The 22,297-nt window shown below is 70.8% G+C and carries 22 protein-coding genes; 11 read left to right on the top strand and 11 right to left on the bottom strand.

From position 1 onward, the window contains the following. The first annotated feature begins 46 nt into the window (after nt 1-46). Entirely contained in the window at nt 47-1,636 is a 1,590-nt protein-coding gene (serA, locus tag NYZ98_RS29345) for a phosphoglycerate dehydrogenase (RefSeq protein WP_262846807.1), read from the top strand. A gap of 570 nt (nt 1,637-2,206) precedes the next feature. Here serA and NYZ98_RS29340 read toward each other — a convergent pair. Genes NYZ98_RS29340 through NYZ98_RS29325 form a run of 4 tightly spaced genes read right to left on the bottom strand, consistent with a single transcriptional unit; the run spans nt 2,207 to nt 6,116 of the window. Beyond that, nucleotides 2,207-3,112 (bottom strand): ROK family protein, encoded by a 906-nt coding sequence (locus NYZ98_RS29340; RefSeq protein ID WP_262846806.1) that lies wholly within the window; start codon nt 3,110-3,112, stop codon nt 2,207-2,209. Further along, nucleotides 3,109-4,302, bottom strand: a complete 1,194-nt coding sequence (locus NYZ98_RS29335) for a sugar ABC transporter permease (RefSeq protein ID WP_262846805.1) — start codon at nt 4,300-4,302, stop codon at nt 3,109-3,111. The genes NYZ98_RS29340 and NYZ98_RS29335 overlap by 4 nt, the downstream gene beginning before the upstream one ends. Continuing rightward, nucleotides 4,299-5,018, bottom strand: coding sequence for an ATP-binding cassette domain-containing protein (locus tag NYZ98_RS29330; protein WP_262846804.1), 720 nt, complete (start codon nt 5,016-5,018; stop codon nt 4,299-4,301). Before NYZ98_RS29330 ends, NYZ98_RS29335 begins: the two co-directional genes overlap by 4 nt. Further along, nucleotides 5,019-6,116, bottom strand: coding sequence for a sugar ABC transporter substrate-binding protein (locus NYZ98_RS29325; RefSeq protein WP_262846803.1), 1,098 nt, complete (start codon nt 6,114-6,116; stop codon nt 5,019-5,021). It abuts the gene before it with no gap. Nucleotides 6,117-6,510: 394 nt separating this feature from the next. On the opposite strand from NYZ98_RS29325, the gene NYZ98_RS29320 reads away from it, so the two are divergent. From NYZ98_RS29320 to NYZ98_RS29310, 3 genes are all read left to right on the top strand, one after another. Continuing rightward, nucleotides 6,511-7,458 carry an ROK family protein gene (locus NYZ98_RS29320; protein ID WP_380707104.1) on the top strand — a complete coding sequence of 316 codons (948 nt, stop codon included), beginning with the start codon at nt 6,511-6,513 and terminating at the stop codon, nt 7,456-7,458. Between the two features lie 83 nt (nt 7,459-7,541). Further along, complete coding sequence (locus tag NYZ98_RS29315; protein ID WP_262846801.1) at nt 7,542-8,606, top strand: 3-isopropylmalate dehydrogenase; 1,065 nt, start codon at nt 7,542-7,544, stop codon at nt 8,604-8,606. A 293-nt stretch (nt 8,607-8,899) separates the two neighbouring features. Next, complete coding sequence (locus NYZ98_RS29310; protein WP_262846800.1) at nt 8,900-9,997, top strand: branched-chain amino acid aminotransferase; 1,098 nt, start codon at nt 8,900-8,902, stop codon at nt 9,995-9,997. Nucleotides 9,998-10,036: 39 nt separating this feature from the next. On the opposite strand, the gene NYZ98_RS29305 is transcribed toward NYZ98_RS29310, so the two are convergent. After that, on the bottom strand, nt 10,037-10,669 hold the full coding sequence (locus NYZ98_RS29305) for a Uma2 family endonuclease (protein WP_262846799.1): 633 nt from the start codon (nt 10,667-10,669) through the stop codon (nt 10,037-10,039). Between the two features lie 101 nt (nt 10,670-10,770). Next, nucleotides 10,771-11,421 carry an O-methyltransferase gene (locus tag NYZ98_RS29300; RefSeq protein WP_262846798.1) on the bottom strand — a complete coding sequence of 217 codons (651 nt, stop codon included), beginning with the start codon at nt 11,419-11,421 and terminating at the stop codon, nt 10,771-10,773. A gap of 319 nt (nt 11,422-11,740) precedes the next feature. On the opposite strand from NYZ98_RS29300, the gene cimA reads away from it, so the two are divergent. Continuing rightward, on the top strand, nt 11,741-13,315 hold the full coding sequence (cimA, locus tag NYZ98_RS29295) for a citramalate synthase (RefSeq protein WP_262846797.1): 1,575 nt from the start codon (nt 11,741-11,743) through the stop codon (nt 13,313-13,315). 135 nt (nt 13,316-13,450) lie between these two features. Then, a complete protein-coding gene (locus tag NYZ98_RS29290; protein WP_262846796.1) occupies nt 13,451-14,998 on the top strand; it encodes a hypothetical protein in 1,548 nt (515 codons plus the stop codon). A 97-nt stretch (nt 14,999-15,095) separates the two neighbouring features. On the opposite strand, the gene NYZ98_RS29285 is transcribed toward NYZ98_RS29290, so the two are convergent. The 3 genes from NYZ98_RS29285 to NYZ98_RS29275 form a co-directional block, all read right to left on the bottom strand. Further along, complete coding sequence (locus tag NYZ98_RS29285; protein ID WP_262846795.1) at nt 15,096-15,719, bottom strand: hypothetical protein; 624 nt, start codon at nt 15,717-15,719, stop codon at nt 15,096-15,098. Further along, nucleotides 15,716-17,155, bottom strand: a complete 1,440-nt coding sequence (locus tag NYZ98_RS29280) for a sensor histidine kinase (protein WP_262846794.1) — start codon at nt 17,153-17,155, stop codon at nt 15,716-15,718. The genes NYZ98_RS29285 and NYZ98_RS29280 overlap by 4 nt, the downstream gene beginning before the upstream one ends. Nucleotides 17,156-17,253: 98 nt before the next feature. Continuing rightward, on the bottom strand, nt 17,254-17,937 hold the full coding sequence (locus NYZ98_RS29275; RefSeq protein ID WP_262846793.1) for a response regulator transcription factor: 684 nt from the start codon (nt 17,935-17,937) through the stop codon (nt 17,254-17,256). A gap of 182 nt (nt 17,938-18,119) precedes the next feature. On the opposite strand from NYZ98_RS29275, the gene NYZ98_RS29270 reads away from it, so the two are divergent. Continuing rightward, complete coding sequence (locus NYZ98_RS29270; RefSeq protein ID WP_262846792.1) at nt 18,120-18,467, top strand: hypothetical protein; 348 nt, start codon at nt 18,120-18,122, stop codon at nt 18,465-18,467. A 1-nt stretch (nt 18,468) separates the two neighbouring features. Further along, a complete protein-coding gene (locus tag NYZ98_RS29265) occupies nt 18,469-19,101 on the top strand; it encodes a class F sortase (RefSeq protein ID WP_262846791.1) in 633 nt (210 codons plus the stop codon). Between the two features lie 5 nt (nt 19,102-19,106). Here NYZ98_RS29265 and NYZ98_RS29260 read toward each other — a convergent pair whose 3' ends face one another. Further along, complete coding sequence (locus NYZ98_RS29260) at nt 19,107-20,006, bottom strand: TIGR03620 family F420-dependent LLM class oxidoreductase (RefSeq protein ID WP_262846790.1); 900 nt, start codon at nt 20,004-20,006, stop codon at nt 19,107-19,109. Nucleotides 20,007-20,116: 110 nt separating this feature from the next. On the opposite strand from NYZ98_RS29260, the gene NYZ98_RS29255 reads away from it, so the two are divergent. Further along, nucleotides 20,117-20,647, top strand: a complete 531-nt coding sequence (locus tag NYZ98_RS29255; protein WP_262846789.1) for a TetR/AcrR family transcriptional regulator — start codon at nt 20,117-20,119, stop codon at nt 20,645-20,647. Nucleotides 20,648-20,920: 273 nt separating this feature from the next. Here NYZ98_RS29255 and NYZ98_RS29250 read toward each other — a convergent pair whose 3' ends face one another. Then, nucleotides 20,921-21,268 (bottom strand): ATP-binding protein, encoded by a 348-nt coding sequence (locus NYZ98_RS29250; RefSeq protein WP_262846788.1) that lies wholly within the window; start codon nt 21,266-21,268, stop codon nt 20,921-20,923. On the opposite strand from NYZ98_RS29250, the gene NYZ98_RS29245 reads away from it, so the two are divergent. Next, entirely contained in the window at nt 21,269-21,985 is a 717-nt protein-coding gene (locus tag NYZ98_RS29245; protein ID WP_262846787.1) for a DUF5753 domain-containing protein, read from the top strand. A 32-nt stretch (nt 21,986-22,017) separates the two neighbouring features. After that, nucleotides 22,018-22,218 carry a DUF397 domain-containing protein gene (locus NYZ98_RS29240; protein ID WP_262846786.1) on the top strand — a complete coding sequence of 67 codons (201 nt, stop codon included), beginning with the start codon at nt 22,018-22,020 and terminating at the stop codon, nt 22,216-22,218. Nucleotides 22,219-22,297 lie beyond the last annotated feature (79 nt).

Below are 22,297 nucleotides of genomic sequence, written 5' to 3'. Positions count from 1 at the left end.
GACTCGAACCTCGTCCGTGCATCCGCACTTCCCGAAGGACTCACCAGTGAACAAGCCCGTCGTCCTGGTCGCAGAGGAGCTCTCCGAAGCAGGCCTCGCCGTGCTCGAGGCCGACTTCGAGGTCCGTCACACCGACGGTGCCGACCGGTCGCAGTTCCTGCCCGCGCTCGCCGGAGCGGACGCGCTCATCGTGCGCAGCGCCACCCAGGTGGACGCGGAGGCGCTGTCGAACGCGCCCCGCCTGCGCGTCGTCGCCCGCGCCGGCGTCGGACTCGACAACGTCGACGTCGAGGCCGCCACCAAGGCCGGCGTCATGGTCGTCAACGCGCCGACCTCCAACATCGTCAGCGCCGCCGAGCACACCGTCGCCCTGATCCTGGCCAGCGCCCGCAACGTCGCCCAGGGCCACGGCGCGCTCAAGGCCGGGGAGTGGAAGCGCTCGAAGTACACCGGCGTCGAACTCGACGAGAAGGTGATCGGCGTACTCGGGCTCGGCCGCATCGGCCAGCTCGTGGCGCAGCGCCTCGCGCCCTTCGGCGTCGAGCTCATCGCCTACGACCCCTACCTCCAGCCGGCCCGCGCCGCCCAGATGGGCGTGCGCCTGGTCACGCTGGAGGAGCTGCTCATGCAGGCGGACTTCATCACCGTCCACCTGCCGAAGTCCAAGGAGACCGTCGGGCTGATCGGCGAGCGCGAGCTGCACACCGTCAAGCCGTCGGTCCGCATCATCAACGTCGCCCGTGGCGGCATCGTCGACGAGGCCGCCCTCTACTCCGCCATCAAGGAGGGCAGGGTCGCCGGGGCCGGCATCGACGTGTTCTCCAAGGAGCCCTGCACCGACAGCCCGCTGTTCGAGCTCGACAGCGTCGTGGTGACCCCGCACCTCGGTGCCTCCACCCACGAGGCCCAGGAGAAGGCCGGCACCCAGGTGGCGCGCAGCGTCAAGCTGGCGCTGGCCGGCGAGTTCGTGCCGGACGCCGTGAACGTCCAGGGCGGCGCGGTCGCCGAGGACGTCAAGCCCGGCCTCCCGCTGGCCGAGAAGCTCGGCCGGGTCTTCACCGCCCTGGCCGGCGAGGTGGCCACCCGCCTGGACGTCGAGATCCGCGGCGAGATCGCGGCCCACGACGTGCGGGTCCTGGAGCTGGCCGCGCTCAAGGGCGTGTTCACCGACGTGGTCGAGGACGCGGTGACCTACGTCAACGCGCCGCTGCTCGCCAAGGACCGCGGCGTCACGGTCGAGCTGGTCACCAGCGAGGAGAGCCCCGACTGGCGCAACGTCGTCACCGTACGCGGCGTGCTGGCCGACGGCCGCACGGTCTCGGTGTCGGGCACGCTGTCAGGCCCGCGCCAGGTCACCAAGATCGTCGAGGTCAACGGTTTCCAGATGGAGATCGAGCCGACCGAGCACCTCGCGTTCTTCACCTACGCCGACCGGCCGGGCATCGTGGGCATCGTCGGCAAGATCCTGGGCGAGCGCCAGGTCAACATCGCCTCGATGCAGGTCGCGCGGGACACCAAGGGCGGCAAGGCGCTCATCGCGCTGACCGTCGACTCCTCGATCACGGCCGACGTGGCCGACCAGATCATCCAGGAGATCGGCGCCGAGGGCGGCCGCACGGTCGACCTCACCGACTAGGACCCTTACGGCGCGTACGCGGTCTCACCGGCCGGGCCATAGGTCTCACCGGCCGGGCCGCACGGTCTCACTGGCTGGACACGGTCGAACGCGGGAAGGCCCGCCGCCCTCGGGGCGGCGGGCCTTCGTCGTCTCAGCCAGTGAGATACTAGGTCGTCCTACGAGACAAGTAGGCTACCGGCAGGTAACGTGAAGGACGATGACGCGTCAGGTGGTCGCACTCCTCACCTGCCGCGGCGGGGCCTGATCAGGGCAGGCCGGCGACCCGCCGCGGTGCGCGGCGTCCGTCGGCCGTGAGAGCCGTCCCCGATCCGCGATCCGGATCAGGGGCAGGAGCACCGGTCCACATCGGCGACCGGGGCCCGCTGTCAACCGTCCCCATCGCGCACGTGACGCGTGCGCCCTCAAGGCAAGCGAGAATCCGTCATGTACGACATGTATCCCTGGAACCGTCCCGAAGACCAGCGTCACGAGGACGAGACGCCCGACCCCGTGCAGACGGCACTGGACCGCCGCGACAACGGCGGCGTCCCCACCGACTGACCAGGCCGGCGACGGCCCGCGCGCTGATCACGCCGGTCCGCCGGCCCTCGCGGTCATGGCCAGCGCCAGCGCGCCGTACAGCGGGGCGTCGTCGACGAACCGCGCCGCCGTGATCTCCGGCGGGAACGGGACCGCGCGCGCGATCTCGGCCGTGAGGCCGGGCAGGATGTGCCGCGCGGCGCCCATGAGCCCGCCGCCGATGACCACGCGCTCGGGGTCGAGGACCACGCACACGTTGGCGACCGCCATGGCGAGCGCCTCCACCGCGCCGTCCAGCAGCGTACGCACGGCCGGGTCGCCGTCCTGCTCGAACAGGGAAGCGGCGCTCACCGTCCGGCCCAGCAGGGCCGACCCCTGGTGCGCGAGCGCGTGCCCGGAGACGACCTCCTCCAGCGGCGCGTGCCCTTCGGCGAAGGCGGGTTCGCCGGGCCTGCTGAGCAGGTACCCGATCTCACCGGCCGCGCCGTGCGCGCCCGGCACCACCATCCCGTTGACCACCAGCGCGGCCGCGAGGCCGGTGCCGAGGTTCAGGTAGAGCCCCGTGCGGACCCCCCGCAGCGCGCCCCAGCGCAGCTCGGCCGCCGCCGCGGCGTTCACGTCGTTGTCGATCGCGACCGGCGTCTCGCCGAACTCCTCCCTGAGCAGCCGGGGGAGCTCCAGCCCCTCCCATCCGGGCACCGTCGGCGCGAGCTGCACCGTCTCCCCGCGTACCACCCCGAACGTGGACACCCCGACCGCCTGGAGCGTTCCTGACCAGTCGGCCAGTTCCCTGGCGGCGTCCAGGGACCTGCGGAGCACCTGCTGGGCGCCCTCGCTTCCCAGGGTCGGCAGCCGCATCTTGCGCAACGGCCGGTCGACGCTGTCGGCCGCCGAGGTGGCCAGGGCGACCTTGGTGCCGCCGAAGTCGATGCCCAGCACGAACCGCCGGCTCATTGGGCGCTGCCACGGCGGGCGAGCGAGTCGATCGCCACGGCCAGCGCCAGCACGCTCGCGGTGACCATGTAGCGCACCGAGGAGTCCACGTTCAGCAGCAGCATGCCGTTGGTGATCGACTGGATCACCAGGATGCCGAGCAGCGCCGCGTACGTCCGTCCCCGGCCGCCGAACAGCGAGGTGCCGCCGATGACGGCCGCCGCGATGGCCATCAGCAGGATGTCGCTGCCGCCGGAGCTCTGGTTGACCGCCGCCAGCCGGCTGGCGGCCAGGATGCCGCCGAACGCCGCGAGGGCGGAGGACAGGACGAAGGCGAGCAGGCGGATGCGGGTCACGTTGATGCCCGCCCGCCGCGCGGCCTCGGCGTTGCCGCCCACGGCGTACATCCAGCGGCCGAAGGCGGTGTGCCGCAGCACCAGGTCAAGGACCACGACCAGCGTGCCGAAGATGACCAGCAGCAGGGGTACGCCACGGTCGGCCTGGAGCACCAGGACCGCGCCCGCGAGCACGACCGCGAGGCCGCCGGTCCGTACGGCCGCCCAGTACGCCGGGGTCACCGGCAGGCCGGCGGCCAGGCGGAGGCGGCGGCTGAGCAGCAGCGACCCCCCGTAGACGGCGACCAGGGCCGCGGCGAGCGCCCATGCCTGCCAGGGCGGCAGCCACGTGTCACTCAATTTCGCGATAAATCCGTCGAAGGGGAGGTTGATGGTGCCGGACTCGCCCAGCAGGTACAGCAGCAGGCCCTGCCAGCCGATCAGCCCCGCCAGCGTCACCACGAAGGACGGCATCCGGACCCGGGTGAACAGCAGCCCGTGCAGCAGCCCGACCGCCGAGCCCGCCACCACGGCGACAACGATGGCGAGCACCGGGTTCCAGCCGTTCCGCACCGACAGGATGGTCATCACCACGGCGCACAGACCGCTGACCGAGCCGGCCGACAGGTCGATCTCGCCGAGGAGCAGCACCATGATGATGCCCAGCGAGATCGTCCCGGTCGCCGCCATCTGCAGGGCCAGGTTGGTCAGGTTCTCCGGCGACAGGAAGTGCTCGTTCAGCGAGCCGAAGACGATCGCGATGGCGATCAGCCCGCCGACCACCGGCCAGGCGCCGAGGTCACCGCGCCGCACCCGGTCGAGCGCCTGCCTCGGGCTGAGCGGCTTGCGCGCCGGGCTCATGGTCGTCGCGCTCATGCTGCGGCTCCGGTGATGGCGGCCACGATGGACTCCTGCGAGGCCTCGGCCGTGCGGAACTCGCCGGCGTTGCGCCCGAGGCGCAGCACCACGACGCGGTCGCTCACGGCACGGACGTCGGCGAGGTTGTGGGAGATGAGCAGGACCGCGAGCCCCCGGTCGCGCAGCCGCCGGATCAGGTCGAGGACCTGCGCCGTCTGCTCCACGCCGAGGGCGGCGGTGGGCTCGTCCAGGATGACGAGCCGAGGCTCGCCGATCAGCGCGCGGGCGATGGCGACCGACTGCCGCTGGCCGCCCGACAGCATGGCGACCGGCACCCGGATGTCCCGGATGCGCACGTCGAGCTGGGTGAGCAGGTCGCGGGTCGCCCGTTCCATGCTGATGTGCGACAGCCACGACCAGCGCCGCCGCTCGGACCCGAGGAACAGGTTGGCCACCACGTCGAGGTTCTCGCACAGGGCGAGGTCCTGGTAGACGGTGGAGATGCCGAGCGCCTGCGCGTCGTGCGGGTTGCCGATGCGCACCGGCCGGTCGTCCATGGTGATCTCGCCCTCGTCCGGTGAGATGACACCGGAGATGGCCTTGACCAGGGTGGACTTGCCTGCCCCGTTGTCGCCGACCAGGGCCACCACCTCGCCGGGAGGCAGGTCCAGGCTCGCTCCTTCGAGGGCCTGGACCGCTCCGTACCGCTTGGAGATGTCTTTCGCGCGGATCATCTAGCTGATGCCCGCCTTGGCGCACGCGGCGGCCGTCTCGCCCTTGCAGATGTCGGCCGCCTTGTAGAAGCCGTCCTTCACGATGGTGTCCTTCACCTTGTCCGCGGTGACCGCGATCGGGTCCAGGAGGAAGGAGGGGATGTCCGCCGTGCCGTTGTTGACCGTGGTCGTCGCCGCGGGCTTCTCGCCCTTGCCGACCGCGACCGCCAGTTCGGCCGACTTCTCCGCCTCGCTCCGGATGTCCAGGTAGATGGTCATGTACTGCTCGCCGGTGAGGATGCGCTGGACCGCCGCCAGTTCGGCGTCCTGCCCGGTGATGGGCAGCGCCGGGTCGTAGCCGGCCCGCTTCATCGCGGCGATGGCGCCGCCCGCCATGCCGTCGTTCGCCGACAGCACGCCGACGATCTTGTCGCGGCCGAGGGCGGTGATGGCCTGCTCCATCTCCTGCTGGGCCTTGTCGGGGCTCCAGTCCGGGGTGTCGAACTCGCGGCCGACCTTGACCTTGCCGTCCAGGACGTTGTGGGCGCCCTTCTTGTAGTCGGCGGAGCTCGGGTCGGTGGTCGCGCCGTTGATCATGACGATCTGGCCCTTGTCGGTGGTGCCCTTGGCGTTGAGCGCGTCCAGGAGCGCCTGGCCCTGCATCTCGCCGACCCGCACGTTGTTGAACGACACGTAGTAGTCGTAGGAGATGCCGGAGATCAGCCGGTCGTAGGCGATGACCGGGACCTTCTTCTGCTTGGCCTGGTTGACCAGGGGCGCGACCGCCGCGGCGTCCACGGCGTCGAGCACCAGCACGTCGGCGCCCTGGGTGAGCGCCGCCTCGACCTGTTGCTGCTGCTTGGCGGCGTCCTGGTCGGCGTTGGAGTACAGCAGCTTGCAGTCGGGGCACAGGCTCTTGACCTTGGCCTCGAACAGCGGCTTGTCGAACGCCTCGTACCGGGTGGTCTTGGACTCCGGCAGGAACAGGGCGATCGTCGGCGCCTTGTCGCCGCCGCTGGTCGCGGCCGGCCCGGAGGTGGCCGCGTCGTCGGTGGAACCCCCGCAGCCGGTGGCCGCTACGGCTATCGCAAACGGAACCGCGAACCATTTCGCGCGCATGTTGCCCCTCAGGGTGTTCGTGGTGGTGCTTCAGGTACTTGGCAGCATGCTGAACTCCCGATACAAATTTGGCAAGGTCTCTTACAAAGTTCTTCGGCGTGCTTGCCGAGGTAAAGCGTGTGCCAGTCTGGGGGACGTGGTGGGTATCGGCGGTACGGCGAGCACGACAGCGGTGCTGCGGGTCATGAACGAGCGCGCGGTCTTCGCGGAGATCTTCAAGCTCGGGAAGGTCTCCAGGCCCGAGCTCGCGCAGGCCACGGGCCTGTCCAAACCGACCATCTCCATGGCCCTGGCCGACCTCGAACGCGCGCGCCTCGTCCGCCCGATCGGCCTGCGCACCGGCAATGCCGGGCGCGCGGCCCTGCTGTACGAGATCCGCCCGCAGGCCGGCTGGGTGCTCGCCGTCGACATAGGCAGGGAGTTCGTCCGGCTCGCGCTAGCCGACCTCGTCGGCGACATCGCCGCGCGCCGCGACGAGCCGCGCAAGGGCGGCGAGACCCCCGACGAGCTGGTCGCCTCGCTGGCCGAACTGACCCGTGAGCTGGCCGACGAGGCGGGCGCGAGTGTGGGCGACATCACACTCACCGTCTTCGGCACACCGGGCATCCACGACAAGGAGACCAGCTCACTCCAGCTCGCCCCGAACCTGCCCGGCTGGGAGCGCACGGGGGCGGTCGAGCTGCTCGCGGGCGTCGCGGCCGGCGCGCCGTACGTCGTGGAGAACGACGTGGACCTCGCGGCCCTGGGCGAGGGCGCCTACGGGTACGGCCAGGGCGTCGCCCACTTCGCCCTGGTCTGGATCGGCACGGGCATCGGCATGGGCATCGTCATCGACGGCAGGCTCTACCGGGGCGCCCAAGGGGCCGCCGGGGAGATCTCCTACCTTCCGGTGGGCGAGGGCGACCCGCTGGTCAACCGGGGGCGGGGCATGCTGGAGTCGGTGGCCTCGGCCGACGGGGTGGTGGCGCTCGCCACCCGGCTCGGCATGCGGGGCGTGACCAGCGCCAAGGACGTCTTCGACGCCGCACGCGCCGGGGACCCCATCGCCGACCGGGTCCTCGCCACCGAGGCCGACCACATCGCGCACGCCCTGGCCGGAGTGATCGCCGTGCTCGACCCCGAGCTGGTCGTGCTCGGCGGCGGCATCGGCGTCCAGGCGGGCGACCTGCTGATCGGGCCGGTCACCGACTGCCTGCGCGACCTCGTGGCGCTGCGGGTGCCGATGATCAGGGCTTCCGGGCTCGGCACCGAGGCGGTGCTGCTCGGCGCGATGGCCGTGGGCCTGACGACGGCCCGCGATCTGGTCTTCGAGCGCGCGGTGGCCCAGCTCCCGGCGGGCTGACGTCCCGCCCCGGCGTCGTGAGATCTCGTCCGATATGTGAGATGCTGTGTTCGACCAACGAGACGCGACGGTAGGGTACGACCATGCGGGAATCTCACAACATCCGTCTGGCGGTCATTCCCGGCGACGGCATCGGCGGTGAAGTGGTCGCCGAAGGGCTGAAGGTCCTCGACGCGGTCGGTCTCAAGCTGGAGACCACCACGTACGACCTCGGCGCCGCGCGCTACCACGCGACCGGCGAGGTCCTTCCCGACGAGACCCTCGCCGAGCTGCGCGGATTCGACGCGATCCTGCTGGGCGCCGTCGGCGACCCGAGCGTGCCGCCCGGCGTGCTGGAGCGCCGGCTCCTGCTGAAGCTCCGCTTCGAGCTCGACCACTACGTCAACCTGCGCCCGGTCAAGCTGTTCCCCGGCGTGGAGACCGCGCTCGCCGGGCCCCGCCCCGAGGACATCGACATGATCGTCGTCCGCGAGGGCACCGAAGGCCCGTACGCCGGCGCCGGCGGCGTCATGCGCCGCGGCACCTCGCAGGAGATCGCCACGCAGGAGAGCGTCAACACCGCCTTCGGCGTCGAGCGCGTCGTGCGCTTCGCCTTCGACAAGGCGATGACCCGGCCCCGCAGGAAGCTCACCCTGGTCCACAAGACCAACGTGCTGACCTACGCGGGCGACCTGTGGGCGCGCGTCGTCGACCGGGTCTCCGCCGAGTACCCCGAGGTCACCACCGACTACTGCCACGTCGACGCCGCCTCGATGTTCTTCGTGACCCAGCCGCAGCGCTTCGACGTGATCGTCACCGACAACCTGTTCGGCGACATCCTCACCGACCTCGGCGCGGCCATCGCCGGCGGCATCGGGCTGGCCGCCAGCGGCAACGTCAACCCCGCGCGCCCGGGCACGGCCTCCTGGGCGCCCAGCATGTTCGAGCCCGTGCACGGCAGCGCCCCCGACATCGCCGGCCAGGGCAAGGCCGACCCGACCGCCACGATCCTCTCGGTCGCCATGCTGCTCGACCACCTCGGCCTCGCGGACGACGCGGCCAGGGTCGAGCGGGCGGTGGCCGACGACCTGCTCGAACGCCAGGTCGCCTGGGTGCCCCGCTCCACCTTCGAGATCGGTGACGACATCACCGCGCGAGTAGCCGGCTGAGGGGCCTCCCGACGCCGACCGACGCGCATGGTGGCCCCGCTGACGGGCCGCCGTGCGCGTTTTCGCGTTCGAGGGGCCCTGACCGGGGCACCAGAGACCCTGACCGGGGCGCGTGCCCCCGCCGTCGCCCGCGTCCCCGCCGTCGCACGCGCTCCGATCGAGCCGCCGGGCCGCACGGCAAGGGCTCCGGCGACACACTCCCGTATGTCCAGATGATGCAGTAGTTTCCCGTTACCCGGTCCGTCGCAGAATGGATGCAGGCGAGACCGACAGAGAAGAGAAGGATCTTCGACATGACCACCGCTCCACGGCTCAGCTTCGACGTGCAGCCTTCCGACGCCGCTCGCACTCCGGCCGAACGCGAGCGGGTACTGGCGGACCCGGGGTTCGGGCAGACCTTCACCGACCACATGATCTCGATCGACTACACCGAAGGGCAGGGCTGGCACGACGCCCGCCTCACGCCGTACGGGCCGCTCACGCTCGACCCGGCCACCTCGGTCTTCCACTACGCCCAGGAGCTCTTCGAGGGGCTCAAGGCCTACCGGCAGGCGGGCGGGTCCATCGTGACCTTCCGGCCGTACGCCAACGCGGCGCGCTTCAACCGGTCCGCCGTGCGCATGGCCATGCCGGAACTGCCCGAGGAGGCGTTCGTCGAGTCGCTGGAGCTGCTGGTCCAGACCGACCGCGAATGGGTGCCGACCACCGAGGGCCACAGCCTGTACCTGCGCCCGTTCATGATCGCGACGCAGCCGGCGCTCGGCGTCAACTACCCGTCCCGGACCTACACCTACATGGTGATCGCCTCACCCGCCGCGGCATATTTCTCTGGCGGGGTCAAGCCGGTCTCGGTCTGGCTGTCCCAGGACTACACCCGGGCCGCCCCCGGCGGCACCGGCTTCGCCAAGTGCGGGGGCAACTACGCCGCCGCGTTCGTCGCGCAGCGCCAGGCCGTCGAGCAGGGCTGTGACCAGGTCGTGTGGCTGGACGCCTTCGAACACCGCTACGTCGAGGAGATGGGCGGGATGAACCTGTTCTTCGTCTTCGGCGACCGCCTGCTCACCCCCGACCTGACCGGGACGCTGCTGCCCGGCGTCACCCGCGACTCCCTGCTCACCCTGGCCGCCGACCTGGGCCTCACCGCCGAGGAGGGCAAGATCTCCATCGAGGAGTGGCGGGCGGGCTGCGAGTCCGGCGAACTCACCGAGGTCTTCGCCTGCGGCACCGCCGCCGTGATCACCCCCGTGGGCAAGGTCAAGGGCGTCGACGGCGAATGGACCATCGGCGACGGCACCCCCGGCGACCTCACCCTCCGCTTCCGCGACGAACTCATGGGCATCCAGTACGGCACCCGCCCCGACCCCCACAACTGGGTCCACAAAATCTGCTGACCCCCGGAGCCCGGCCACCCACCGGGCTCCACCTGGTCGCTACGCCGACCGCTCGGCCAGCCGACCGGTGTCGATCGAGAGGCCCCATGGCTCCGGCAGTTTCAGCGGCTCGCCCAGCGCGACCGTGACCTTCTGGGAGTACTCGCCCTCGCGTGGGTGGCTGAACAGCCGGGCCGTGTCCTCGAAGGCGTCGACCACCAGATAGAGCGGGACGCCGGCGACCGCGCACGCGCCCGGCTTGACGACATGGTCATCGTGGGCGCTGCTCTTCGACACCACCTCGGCGACGAGATGCGTCGCGTGCCCGTACACCTCGTCCGGTTGCCACATGGGCGGGTGGGCGGGCACGACGGTCGCGTCCGGCCGGTATCGATCCATCTGGGGGCCGAGGAAGATCGCGATGTCGGGAAGGATCTCCCAGCCGCGCTCCGTCACCAAGGGGATGAGCTGGAGCAGCAGCCGGTAGACGATCCTGGCGTGTTCGATGGTGGGCATCTCCCTCACCACGACCCGGCCGTCGACAAGCTCGACCTTGCGCCTGCCGTCCAGGCTACCGGCGAGGTCACGGTAGATCGCTTCCTGCTCGGCGTGCTCGTCCACGACCTCGGGATCGACCTCCTCGACCGGTGACACGTCCGGATCTCCCGCCGGCGGCACGGTGGATCTGTCCAAGACCTTGACCATGGGTGCATCATCCTCTCCAGGCGGATCGCGTAACGTCCCAACACCATCACACAAGGTAATCGCACGGGTTTCGGGCCGCCTGGAATTCGTCAATGTTTGCGGATGAAGGTCAGGCCGTCGGCGATGGGGAGGAGGGTGGTGGTGACGCGGGGGTCGCGGTAGACCAGGTCGTTGAAGGCGCGCATGGTGGCCGCGTCGCCGTTGGTGTAGTCGGCGACGCTGCCGCGACGCAGGGTGTTGTCCACCAGGATGATCCCGCCGGGGGCCAGGCGCGACATGATCGCCTCGTAGTACACCGGGTAGCCGCCCTTGTCGGCGTCGATGAACGCCAGGTCGACCTCGGGCCGCACCGGGAACTCCAGCAGCGTCTCGGCCGCCGGGCCGAGGCGGAGCTCGATGAGGTGGGCGACGCCCGCCTTCTCCCAGTACTTGCGGGCGATGGACGTCCACTCGTCGCTGACGTCGAAGCAGGTGAGCCGGCCCTCGCCGGTCAGGCCGCGGGCGATGCAGATCGAGGAGTACCCGGTGAACGTGCCGACCTCGACGACGTTCCGCGCCCCGCTGATCTGGGTGATCATCGTGAGGAAGGTGCCCTGCTCGGGTGAGATCTGCATCCCCGCGCTGTCGCCCGTGGCGCTGAGGGTCACCTCGGCCAGCTCGGTGAGCAGGGCGTCGGGCGGGGTCGTGTGTCCGGCGATGTACTCGGCCACGTCGGCGTTGAGGAACGAGAATGCCTTCATGGGTGCCATTCTTACCCCTCGACGGGCTTCTGGTGAGGAACCGCGAGGGGTTCCCACCTCGGAGAACACCCCTCCGGTCCCCCGGTCGTCCCAAATCGTGAGATCAATGCGTCACATGGTGGCCACGTGTGGCAGACTCCGTAGCACCATGTTCTACGGTCTGCTCATTATCAGCAGGCGCGCTGGCTAAAAGGGACACCGCCAGCGCGCAGACCTCTCACGTCCGTGAGGGGTCTTTTTGTTTGGGCCGAGTTCCCGGCTCCTGGGCAGAAACCGCGCGCGGCGCATCGAAAAGCACCCCCGCGAAGGAGAAGACATCATGGCCGACGACCGCTTCCATGTGTACGACACGACCCTGCGTGACGGCGCGCAACAGGAAGGGCTCTCCCTGACCGTCGCCGACAAGCTCGTCGTCGCGCGGCACCTGGACGACCTGGGCGTCGGCTTCATCGAGGGGGGCTGGCCGGGCGCCAACCCCAAGGACACCGAATTCTTCCGGCGGGCTCAAACAGAGCTCGGCCTGAAGCATGCGCAGCTCGCCGCGTTCGGCGCGACCCGCCGAGCCGGAGTGAAGGCCGCCGACGACCCCCTGGTGGCCGCATTGCGCGAATCAGGCGCGCCGGTCGTGACCCTTGTCGCCAAGAGTCACGACCGGCACGTGGAGCTGGCCCTCCGCACGACGCTGCGGGAGAACCTCGCGATGATCCGCGACACGGTCTCCCACCTTCGTGCGGCGGGGCAGCGCGTCTTCCTCGACGCCGAGCACTTCTTCGACGGCTACAAGTCCAACCCGGCCTACGCGCTGGAGGTCCTGCGGACCGCCGCCGAGGCCGGCGCCTCCGTCATCGCCCTGTGCGACACCAACGGGGGGATGCTGCCCGACGAGCTGTCCGACGTCGTCCACGAGGCGGTCGGCACCGGCGCCCGCATCGGCATCCACTGCCACGACGACACCGGCTGCGCGGTCGCCAACTCGCTCGCCGCGGTCAAGGCCGGCGCCACCCACGTCCAGGGCTGCGCCAACGGCTACGGAGAGCGCTCGGGCAACGCCAACCTGTTCACCGTCGTCGGCAACCTCCAGCTCAAGCGGGGCTACGACCTGGTCCCGCCGGAGTCCCTGGCCGAGATGACCCGCATCGCCCACGCGATCACCGAGGTCACCAACGTCACCCCCAACTCCCACCAGCCGTACGTCGGGACCTCGGCGTTCGCCCACAAGGCGGGGCTGCACGCCAGCGCGATCAAGGTCGACCCGAACCTCTACCAGCACATCGACCCCGCGCGGGTCGGCAACGACATGCGCATGCTCGTCTCGGACATGGCCGGCCGGGCGTCGGTGGAGCTGAAGGGCAAGGCCCTCGGGTACGACCTGACCTCCGCCCAGTCCCGCGAGCTGGTCGACCGGGTGAAGGAGCTGGAGTCCCAGGGTCACACCTTCGAGGCCGCCGACGCGTCCTTCGAGCTCCTGCTCCGCGACACCGTCACCGGCGAGCGCCGGCGCTACTTCACCGTCGAGTCCTGGCGGGTCATCGTGGAACGCCGCCCGGGCGGCGACGTCGTCAGCGAGGCCACGGTCAAGCTGCACGCCAAGGGCGAGCGCATCGTCGCCACCGGCGAGGGCAACGGCCCGGTCAACGCGCTGGACCGCGCGGTCCGCCTCGGCCTGGAGAAGCTCTACCCCGAGCTCGCCGAGGTCGAGCTGATCGACTTCAAGGTCCGCATCCTGGAGGGCACCCACGGCACCGACGCGGTCACCCGCGTCCTGATCACCTCCAGCGACTCCAGCGGCGAATGGGCCACCGTCGGCGTCGGCGAGAACATCATCGAAGCCTCCTGGCAGGCCCTGGAACAAGCCGTAACCTACGGCCTCCTCCGAGCCGGCCACACCGCCTGACCCCCTGACCAGGCACGCGTCCCGCCTCGACCCGAAACCGCCTGAGCGTGATCCCGTTTGCCCCATTGACACGGCGCCGGGCGGTTATAGGTTACTGACAATGCCTTTAGTGGGCTTTGTTCTCGTGGCGTCGGCGTGCTTGAAACGGTGGTCATGGGTTCGGTGGGCAAGGGCTCCTGGCGTGGGGTCGCGCGTGCGGGCTTCGTGACGATGATGGTCCTCGCGCCGATGGCGGTGGCCGCTCCCGCGCGGGCGGCCGTCCCGCCCCGGTACGTGATCACCGATCTGGGGGCGCTCGGGGTGGCCGAGACGAGCGTGGCCAAGGCGATCAGCAACGCGGGGGTCGTGGTCGGGTCCTCGACGCTCGCGGGCGTGTCACGGGCCGTGCGGTGGTCGGGCGGGTCGATCGTCAACCTGGGCACCCTGCCCGGTGGGGGTGGCAGCACCGCCAACGCCGTCAACGACGCCGGGCAGATCGCCGGCACCGCCGACCGGCTCACCACCCGGTACGGCTCCCCGGTGCGCTGGAACGCGGCGGGCGTGATCCAGGACCTGGGCGGCCCGGCCGACGACCGGCTCGGCGCAGGCAACGGCATCGACCCGGCGGGCAGGGTGGCCGGCGGGCAGCGGCCCGCGGGGTCCGAGGGCGGCCCGCTCGCCATCCTGTACGACCAGGCGGGCGCGCCGGCCGAGCTGGGCGACCCGCCGGACAGCCTGGGCGCCGCCAACGCCGTCAACGCGGCCGGACAGGTGGTCGGCGACCCGGCCTTCGTCTGGCGCGGGGGACATCTCACGAAACTGCCGGGACTGCCCGGTGGGAGCGCCGAGTGGTACCAGCCCACCGCGACGGCGATCAACATCAGCGGCCAGATCGCCGGCTCGGCCTCCGCGTCGTCCTCCATCGACCATCGGGCCGTGATCTGGCGAGGCGGGGCCGTCGCCGACGTCGGGACCATCGACGGGATCGCGTTCAGCGAGGCCACCGGCATCAATGCCGCCGGCCAGGTGGTCGGCACCGCCGATCCGAAATGCCGGCCCTGTCCCGCCCCGCGCGCCTGGTTCTGGCAGCCCGGCGGCGTCATCACCGCCCTGGACACCCTCATCCCGGCCGGGTCGGGATGGACGCTGCGGGAGGCCAACGGGATCAACGACCGGGGCCAGATCGTCGGCTCCGGGCTGCACGGCGGCGCATTGCACGCGTTCCTGCTCACGCCCGTCTTCAGCGCCACGGTGAACTTCCAGCCGGCGAGCTCGGTCGTGCCGGCCGGCTACACCGCCGACACCGGGGCCGTCTACGGTCCGCGCGCCGGCGGCCTGACCTACGGCTGGAACGTCGACAACAGCGCCAACGGCCGCGAACGCGAGGCCGCGAACGCCCCCGACCAGCGCTACGACACCTTCAACCACCTCCAGGGTCCGGGCGGCGCCACGAGCTGGGAGCTCGCCGTGCCCAACGGCGCGTACCTGGTGCACCTGGTGGCCGGCGACCCGGGCTCGGGCGACGGCGTCTACAAGATCGACGTAGAGGGGGCGCAGGTGGTGTCGGGTACGCCGTCCGCCGCCGCCCGCTTCGTGGAGGGCGTCGCGCGGGTGCTGGTCTCGGACGGCCGGTTGACGATCACCAACGCCGCCGGGGCGGTCGACAACAAGATCGCCTACTTGGACGTTCTCAGTAGCTTGTAGTCGGTTGTTCGTGGTCGGCCGGACCTCGTGATCGGGTTCGTGGTCGGCGGAAGACCGTTTCGTGGTCGGGCTTCGTGGGCGGCCGGAGCCTTCGTGGTCAGTCGGAGCCGCGCGGGAACTGGGAGCAGCGGAACGAGCCCATCGCGCCGACCCGCTGCTGCTGGATGACGACCGTGACGGCGTCGGGGTCGATGTTCGTGCGCGCGGCCAGAGCGCTCGCGGCCGTACAGGTGAGCTGGCCCAGCCACAGGCTCGCCCGGGGGGCGGACTGCGCGGCGGCGGGCCTGGGCAGCCCCAGGGTGATGCGGACCTTCGCCGGGCCCGAGCTGACCTTGATCGGCGCCGCCGCGCTCAACTCCAGGTCACTGCGGAGCCCCCGGCCGCGCTCGGCGGCGGTGGGCCCGTCGAGGAGCAGGACGAGCGTCTCCTTCAGGGAGGGCCACGGGAAAGGCCTGATCACGGGCTGGAGCCGGGAGCCGAGGACGAAGTAGAGCCGGGTGCTGGGGCGGAACCCCACCGGGGGCGTGCCGCCGTCGATCACGTCCGTCGGGGTGATGCCGCAGCCGGCGGCCAGGACCGCGACCACCAGAGCGAGCGCCGCCACGACGCGCCGGGTCCATGCTCTGCGGCCCCTGACGTGCCGGCGGTCTCTGGACCGCGCCGTGATCTGCCGGCGGTCCGCAGGGGGTGCCCGCCAGGGGTCCACGGGGGGCGTCGTCATCCGCCGGGCTCCGTGATCCACGGCGGGTCGGTCCCCGGTTCGCCCGGGTGATCCGGCGGTTCGGCGCGGCGGGGGAGGGTGAGGGTGAACAGGGCTCCGCCCTCGGGCGGGTTGGTCACCCGGATCGTGCCGCCGTGCAGGTGGGCGTTCTCGCGGGCGATCGCCAGGCCGAGCCCGCTGCCGTCCGACCTGGTCCGGGCCGCGTCGGCCTTGGAGAACCGGTCGAAGAGGTGCGGGAGGACGCGCGGGTCCACCCCGCCGCCCGCGTCCTGGACCTCGATGACGACGCCCCCGGCCCCGCCGTCCGCCCGCAGCCGTACGGTGACCGGGGCCGCGCCGTGCCGGAGCGCGTTGCCCACGAGGTTGGCCATGATCACGTCGAACCGCCGGGGGTCGAGGCCGATCCGCACGTCCGGCGGCAGGTCGAGGCCGACACGGCCGGTCCAGCCGCGCGTGCGCAGCGAGGCGCGGACCGCGTCGGCCACGTCGACGTCGTCCAGGATCAGGGTCGCGGCCCCGGCGTCGAACCGGGAGATCTCCATGAGGTCCTCGACCAGCCGGACCAGCCTGCCAACCTCCAGGTTCATCAGGCGGGCCGCCTTCGCCAGGTCGCTTTCGAGGCGGCCGGCCTCCTCCTCGAACATGTCCGCCATCGCCAGGATGGACGCCAGCGGCGTGCGCAGCTCGTGGGACACGTCGGCGACGAACCTGCGGGCCTTGACCTCCATGTCACGCAGTTCCGACACGTTGGTCTCCAGGGCGGCGGCCGTGGCGTTGAAGGTCTTCACCAGCCGGGCCAGCTCGTCGCCGCCGCTCACCTTGAGCCGCGTGTCCAGCTCGCCCGCGCCGAGCCTGCGGGCGGCCCGGTCGAGGTCGCGCACGGGGCGCAGCACGCCTCGCGCCGCCACCAGGGCGAGCAGCACGGCCAGCGCCACGACGGGGATGACGCCGTTCCGTGCCGCCGCGACCAGCGCGTCCTCGTCCGCCTGCTCCTTGGCGAGCGGGGCCACCAGGTACACCTCCACGCCCGACGGCGTCGTGCGCTTGCCCAGCATGACCGGCGTGCCGACGACGAGGTACGGGAGCCCGTTCTTGATCACCCGCTGGTGGTACAGGCGGCCCCGCGCCACGACGGCGCGCCGGAGCGCGGGGGTGATCGGCCCGGTCAGGTCCCCCGAGGTGATCAGTCCCGAGTCGCGGTAGGCGGCGGCGCCGGTCGCCTGGAGGAACGACGGCGCGACGCCGTTGGCGAGCTGCTGGAGCGCCGCGCGGTCCGGGGGGTGCTGCATGTTCTCGGTGAGGGTCGCGACGCGCAGCCGGAACTCGTTGACGACCGACCCTTCGGTGCGGGTCAGCATGAGGTCGCGCGCCTGGCGGTAGATCAGCCCGGCGGCGGTCAGGGCGCTGAGGCCGGCCAGGAGCACGCAGACGATCACCAGCCGGGCCCGTAGCCCGCGCAGCCTGATCGGGATCCAGGGTCGCCGCGGGGGGTCCGCGGCGGTCCGAGGGTTCGCAGGGGTTCGGAGCGGAGGGTTCACAGAGGTCCGAAGCGGTAGCCGAACCCGCGCACGGTCTGGATGTACCGGGGCTTGGACGGGATGTCCTCGATCTTCGTGCGCAGGCGTTGCACGCAGGCGTCGACCAGCCGGGAGTCCCCGAGGAAGTCGAGCTCCCACACCGACTCCAGCAACTGCTGGCGGCTGAAGACCTGCCGGTAGGCCGCCGACAGTTCCAGGAGCAGCCGCAGTTCCATCGGCGGCAGGGTGATCGGGACACCTGCCCTGGTCACGGTGAGCGAGCCGCGGTCGATCGTCAGGTCGCCGTGGACCTCCTGCCCGGTCGAGACGGCCCCCGCCGGGCCGCCGCGCCGCAGCACCGCGCGGATCCGCGCCTCCAGCACGCGCGGCCGTACGGGCTTGATCACGTAGTCGTCGGCCCCCGCTTCGAGCCCGCTGACCACGTCGAGATCATCGCCACGGGCGGTGAGCATGACGATGGGCGTCGGCCCGCCGGCCCGGATCCGGCGGCACACCTCGAATCCATCGAGACCGGGAAGCATCAGGTCGAGCACCACGATGTCGGCGGGGGCGGCCAGCAGCCGTTCGAGGCCCTCCTCGCCCGTGCTCGCCAGGTCGACGTCGTGCCCGTGCCGACCGAGTGACAGGCGCAGCCCCTCGCGTACGGACGGGTCGTCCTCGATCAGCATCACTCTGGCCACCGCTCCAGTATCGGCGCTGGCCAGACCGCTGCTTCCCGATGCCGGCATCCATTACAGGCTCATGACATTCCGGTCATAGCGGGCGGACGTTCCGCTGCCAGCATCGAGCCGTTCCCGACCCGTCCGATGAGAACCGTGTACGGCGCGCGTCCCTTCGCGATGCGGCCGTACGAGGAGGATTTATGCGATTTGTAGCTACAAGCCTGGCCGTGACGGCGCTCGGCGTCGCCATGGCCGTCGCGGCCGGCCCGGCCATGGCCGACGCGAAGCCCGCCGCTACCAGCAAGCCGAGCCCCGCGGCGTCGCGGTCGGCCGCGCCGGCGCCGGTCCGGGCGACCAGGTCCCCGGCCCAGGCCGGGACGCGACCGTCGGCCGCGCCGGTTCCCGCCCGGGAGGTGCCCAGGGGCGCTCCGGAGACCGGCGGCGGCCCCGGCGGCGACGCTCTGGTGCCGTTCGGCGGGGCCCTTCTCGCGGCGGGGGCCGGGATGGGCGCACTGGTGCTGCGCCGGCGCGCGCGTGCCCATTCCTGATATGCCGGATATCCGACGCAGCGGTGGCCGCCTTGCCCTCGGCGCGGCGGCCACCGCCGTCACCCTGACCGGCGCCGTGCTCGCCGGACGCGGACTCCTCCAGGACGAGCCGCCCCCCGCCCCGCCGCCCGCGACCGCGCAGGCCGTCCAGGCCTACACCTCCCCCTCCGGGAGCCCGGCCCTCGCACGGTCGCTGCCGCGCCTCCTCGACGTACCGAAGATCGGCGTGCACGTCGCCCTCGGCCGGCTCGGCCTGAACGCGGACGGCACGGTACGCGTCCCGCCGGTCGAGCACCCCGAACAGGCGGGCTGGTACTCGCGGGGGGCGACTCCGGGGGAGCGCGGGGCAGCCGTGATCCTCGGGCACGTCGACGGCGGCGGGCGCAAGGGCGTCTTCTACGACCTCGGCCGCCTGCGCCGGGGGGACGCGATCTCCGTGCTGCGCGCGGACGGCACGGTGGCGGCGTTCGTGGTCGACTCGGTGGAGAAGGTGGCCAAGAGCAGGTTCCCCAGCCGGCGGGTGTACGGGCCGCTCACCTACGCCGGGCTGCGGCTGGTGACCTGCGGCGGCACGTTCGACCGGCGGACGGGCCACTACACGAGCAACGTCATCGCGTACGCCCACCTCGCGTAGCGGGCTCAGCGCTCGCAGAGCACGGACAGCTCGCGCCACTCCGGCAGGGGGAGCGCGGTGGGGTCGGGCGTGAGGACCTGGAGGCACACGTGGTCGGCGCCGGCCTCGAAGTGCTCGCGCACCCGCCCGGCGATCGCGGGCAGGTCGCCGTAGGCCACGATCGCGTCGACCAGGCGCCCGCTGACCCCGCCGGTCATGTCGGCGTCGCCGAAGCCGAGCCTGCGCAGGTTGGCCTGCTGGTGCGGCGCGGCGGACGCGTAGAACGCGACGTGTTCCGTGGCGACCTCACGGGCCCTCGCGACGTCGGCGTCCAGCACCACCGCCTGCTCGACGGCGAGGAAGGCGTCCGGCCCCATGATCTCGCGGGCCCGGCGGGTGTGCTCCACGGGCACGAAGTATGGGTGAGCGCCCCAGGCGCGGGCGGCGGCGAGTCCCAGCATCTTCGGGCCGAGCGCGGCCAGGACGCGCTGCGGGGGCGCAGCCGGCGCGGGGGAGTTGAGGGGGCTCGCGTCCATGGCGTCCAGGTATTCGGTCACGGTTCGTACGGCACTGCCCCGGCTGGGGACGGCCTGGAGCGCGGCGTCGTTGACCCGGTGCCCACCGAGGCCGAGCAGGAACCGACCCGGGTACGCCTCGTTGATCGACCTCTCACCGGCGGCCATCGCGGTCGGGTCGCGACGTTCGATGCTGGCGATGCCCGTCGCGATGATCATCCGCTGGGTGGCGGACAGCAGCAGCCACGACTGGCCGATGGCGTCCCGGCCGAACCCCTCGCCGAACCACAGCGCTCCGTACCCCAGCTCCTCGATCTCCGCCGCCGCCTCGCGCACCGTGGCTGCGGGTTGCCCGTCGAAGGCGAACGTCCAGACGCCGACGCGTCCGAGGTCGAGCCGTCCCTTGTGCATGTTCCAAGCTCCCCTGCCGTTTATCCGGAGAAGTTCTCCGGATATTCGGCACTATAATACGGAGAACTTCTCCGTTTGCACATCCGGGGGTACCGATGGGGACACGGCCCATGCGAGCCGACGCGCGCCGTAACCGTGACCAGGTGATCGCGGCGGCCACCGCGGTGATCGCCGAAGAGGGCCCGGACGCGTCACTGAACGAGATCGCCCGCCGGGCCGGAGTGGGACCGGGGACGCTCTACCGGCACTTCCCGACCCGCCGCGAGCTGATCGCCGCCGTGTTCAGAGAGCGGGTCGAGACACTGTGCGCCGGCGCCGACCGGCTGGCGGCGGCCTCCCCGCCGGGAGAGGCACTGACCGCCTGGATGCGCGCCATGCTCAAGCACGTCCTCACCGACCGGGGCCTGGCGACCGCGATGATGGACATCGGCCCGGTGGCCGGCTTCGACTGCCACGCGCTGCTGCGCTCCACGGCGGGCCGCCTGCTCACCGCCGCCCAAGCCGCGGGAGCCGTACGCCCCGACCTGCAGGTGGAGGAACTCTTCCAACTCATCACCGGCATCGCCCACGCCACCCCCGACCTCCCCCACGCCACCCGCCTCCTCTCCCTAACCCTCGAAGGCCTCCACGCCCCCCACTGACCCGCCACACCCCTCACCACCCCGCGTCTCGCGTACGCCGTGGCCCTCACGACCCGCCCTTCACGTACGCCGTGGTCCTCGCGATCCCCGCGCTTCGCGCACGCGCGCTCGGGCTGTGTCTTGTGGGGGCAGGCCCCCACACCCCCGGCCAAGCGGCCTGACGGCCCCTCGCACCCCCCGGCCTGTGATGGAAATAGGCATATCTACTTGAACAGCGCAGGATGCAAGCGTCTTCGGTAGCCAGGTAGGTCATTGAAAATGATGGCGCGAGCATCACGCATCATTGGCCTTGGTTGCGGCTTCGGTTGCTTCGTTGCCGCATTTGGGGCAGGACATCACTATCTGGAACCAAACTGCATGTTTCGATTGGTCATGCCGAGTTCCCCACCGCGCGGCCATCTGATCTACGAGCCAGAGTCCTCGACCTCTCTCGAAGTCCGGATTCGCTGTCCCTTCCAGTTCGGCAGTGGACTCTGCCGATCCGTCGTCGATCACCTCGATATGGAGCAATCTGCCGTAGCTTTCGATGATTACGGTTATCTGTCCGCAGGGGTGCCTTCCTGAGTCGGAGTGCCTTATGGCGTTGGCGGTGAGTTCACTCACCAGCAGGACCTGGCTCATGTGGGCATCACGATCCTCGACCTGACCCGCGTCCTCGATCTCTACGAGGTAGAGGATGACAAGCGCAAGCCCCTCTTCGGCCTGGCCAGAACGGCGCGAACACGTGGCTGGTGGGACGCGTACGCCGACTCGGTTCCCAGCGACTATGCCACGTACATCGAGTTGGAGGCGGACGCCTCGTTCATCCGCAGCTATGACGCTTTGGCCGTCAACGGCCTACTTCAGACGGCTGACTACGCCCAGGAGATCATCCGTGCGGCACTGATGGGTCTTTCGCCGCCAGGGGAGGTCAAGCGTCGTGTCGAGGTGCGGCTCACCCGTCAGAAGCTCTTTGCCCTTGAGGATGGCCCACTTCGCCTTTGGGCCGTCATCGATGAATCCGTGCTCACCCGCGTGGTGGGATCACATGTGATCATGGCGGCCCAGTGTGCCGCCTTGCTGGCGGCTGCCGAGCTGCCCAATGTGACCATTCAGGTTCTGCCCTTGGCAAGCGGTGCCCACCCGGCATCAGCAGGCCCGTTCAGCATCATGGAGTTTCGTGAGCCGTACGATCCGGACGTCGTGTATGTGGAAAGCATGACGAGTAGCCTGTACGTAGAGAGTGATGCCGACATATATCGGTACACACTTGCATTCGACCATCTCAGGGCCTCCGCCATGGCCCCCGACGAATCGAAGTCACTGATCGCGCGGGTGGCTGATCGGTTCTCGTGCTGACCGGACGCCCTGCTGAGAAGTAGGGGGAGCAAGTGGACTTGTCCCATATCACATGGCGCAAGAGCAGCCGGAGCGGCAACGGCGCCAACTGTGTGGAGGTGGCCGTTGTTGAGGATGTCTACCTGTTACGTGATTCGAAACATCCCGAAGGTCCGAAACTGGTCGTTCACGCGACCCAATGGCGGGATTTCATCGCCGACCTCAAGAACACCGAGTTCGATCAGCGGGGCTGACTTCGAGGTGTGCGTGAGCTGCCTTCCGTATGGATGGGAGTGCTAGGACCGACACGGATTGCCCCATTTGGCACAGCTT

It is taken from the genome of Sphaerisporangium corydalis (assembly GCF_025506355.1).
Lineage (GTDB): Bacteria > Actinomycetota > Actinomycetes > Streptosporangiales > Streptosporangiaceae > Sphaerisporangium > Sphaerisporangium corydalis.
The sequence above is the reverse complement of the archived record's forward strand: the minus strand, read 5'-3'. Positions and strand labels throughout refer to the sequence as shown.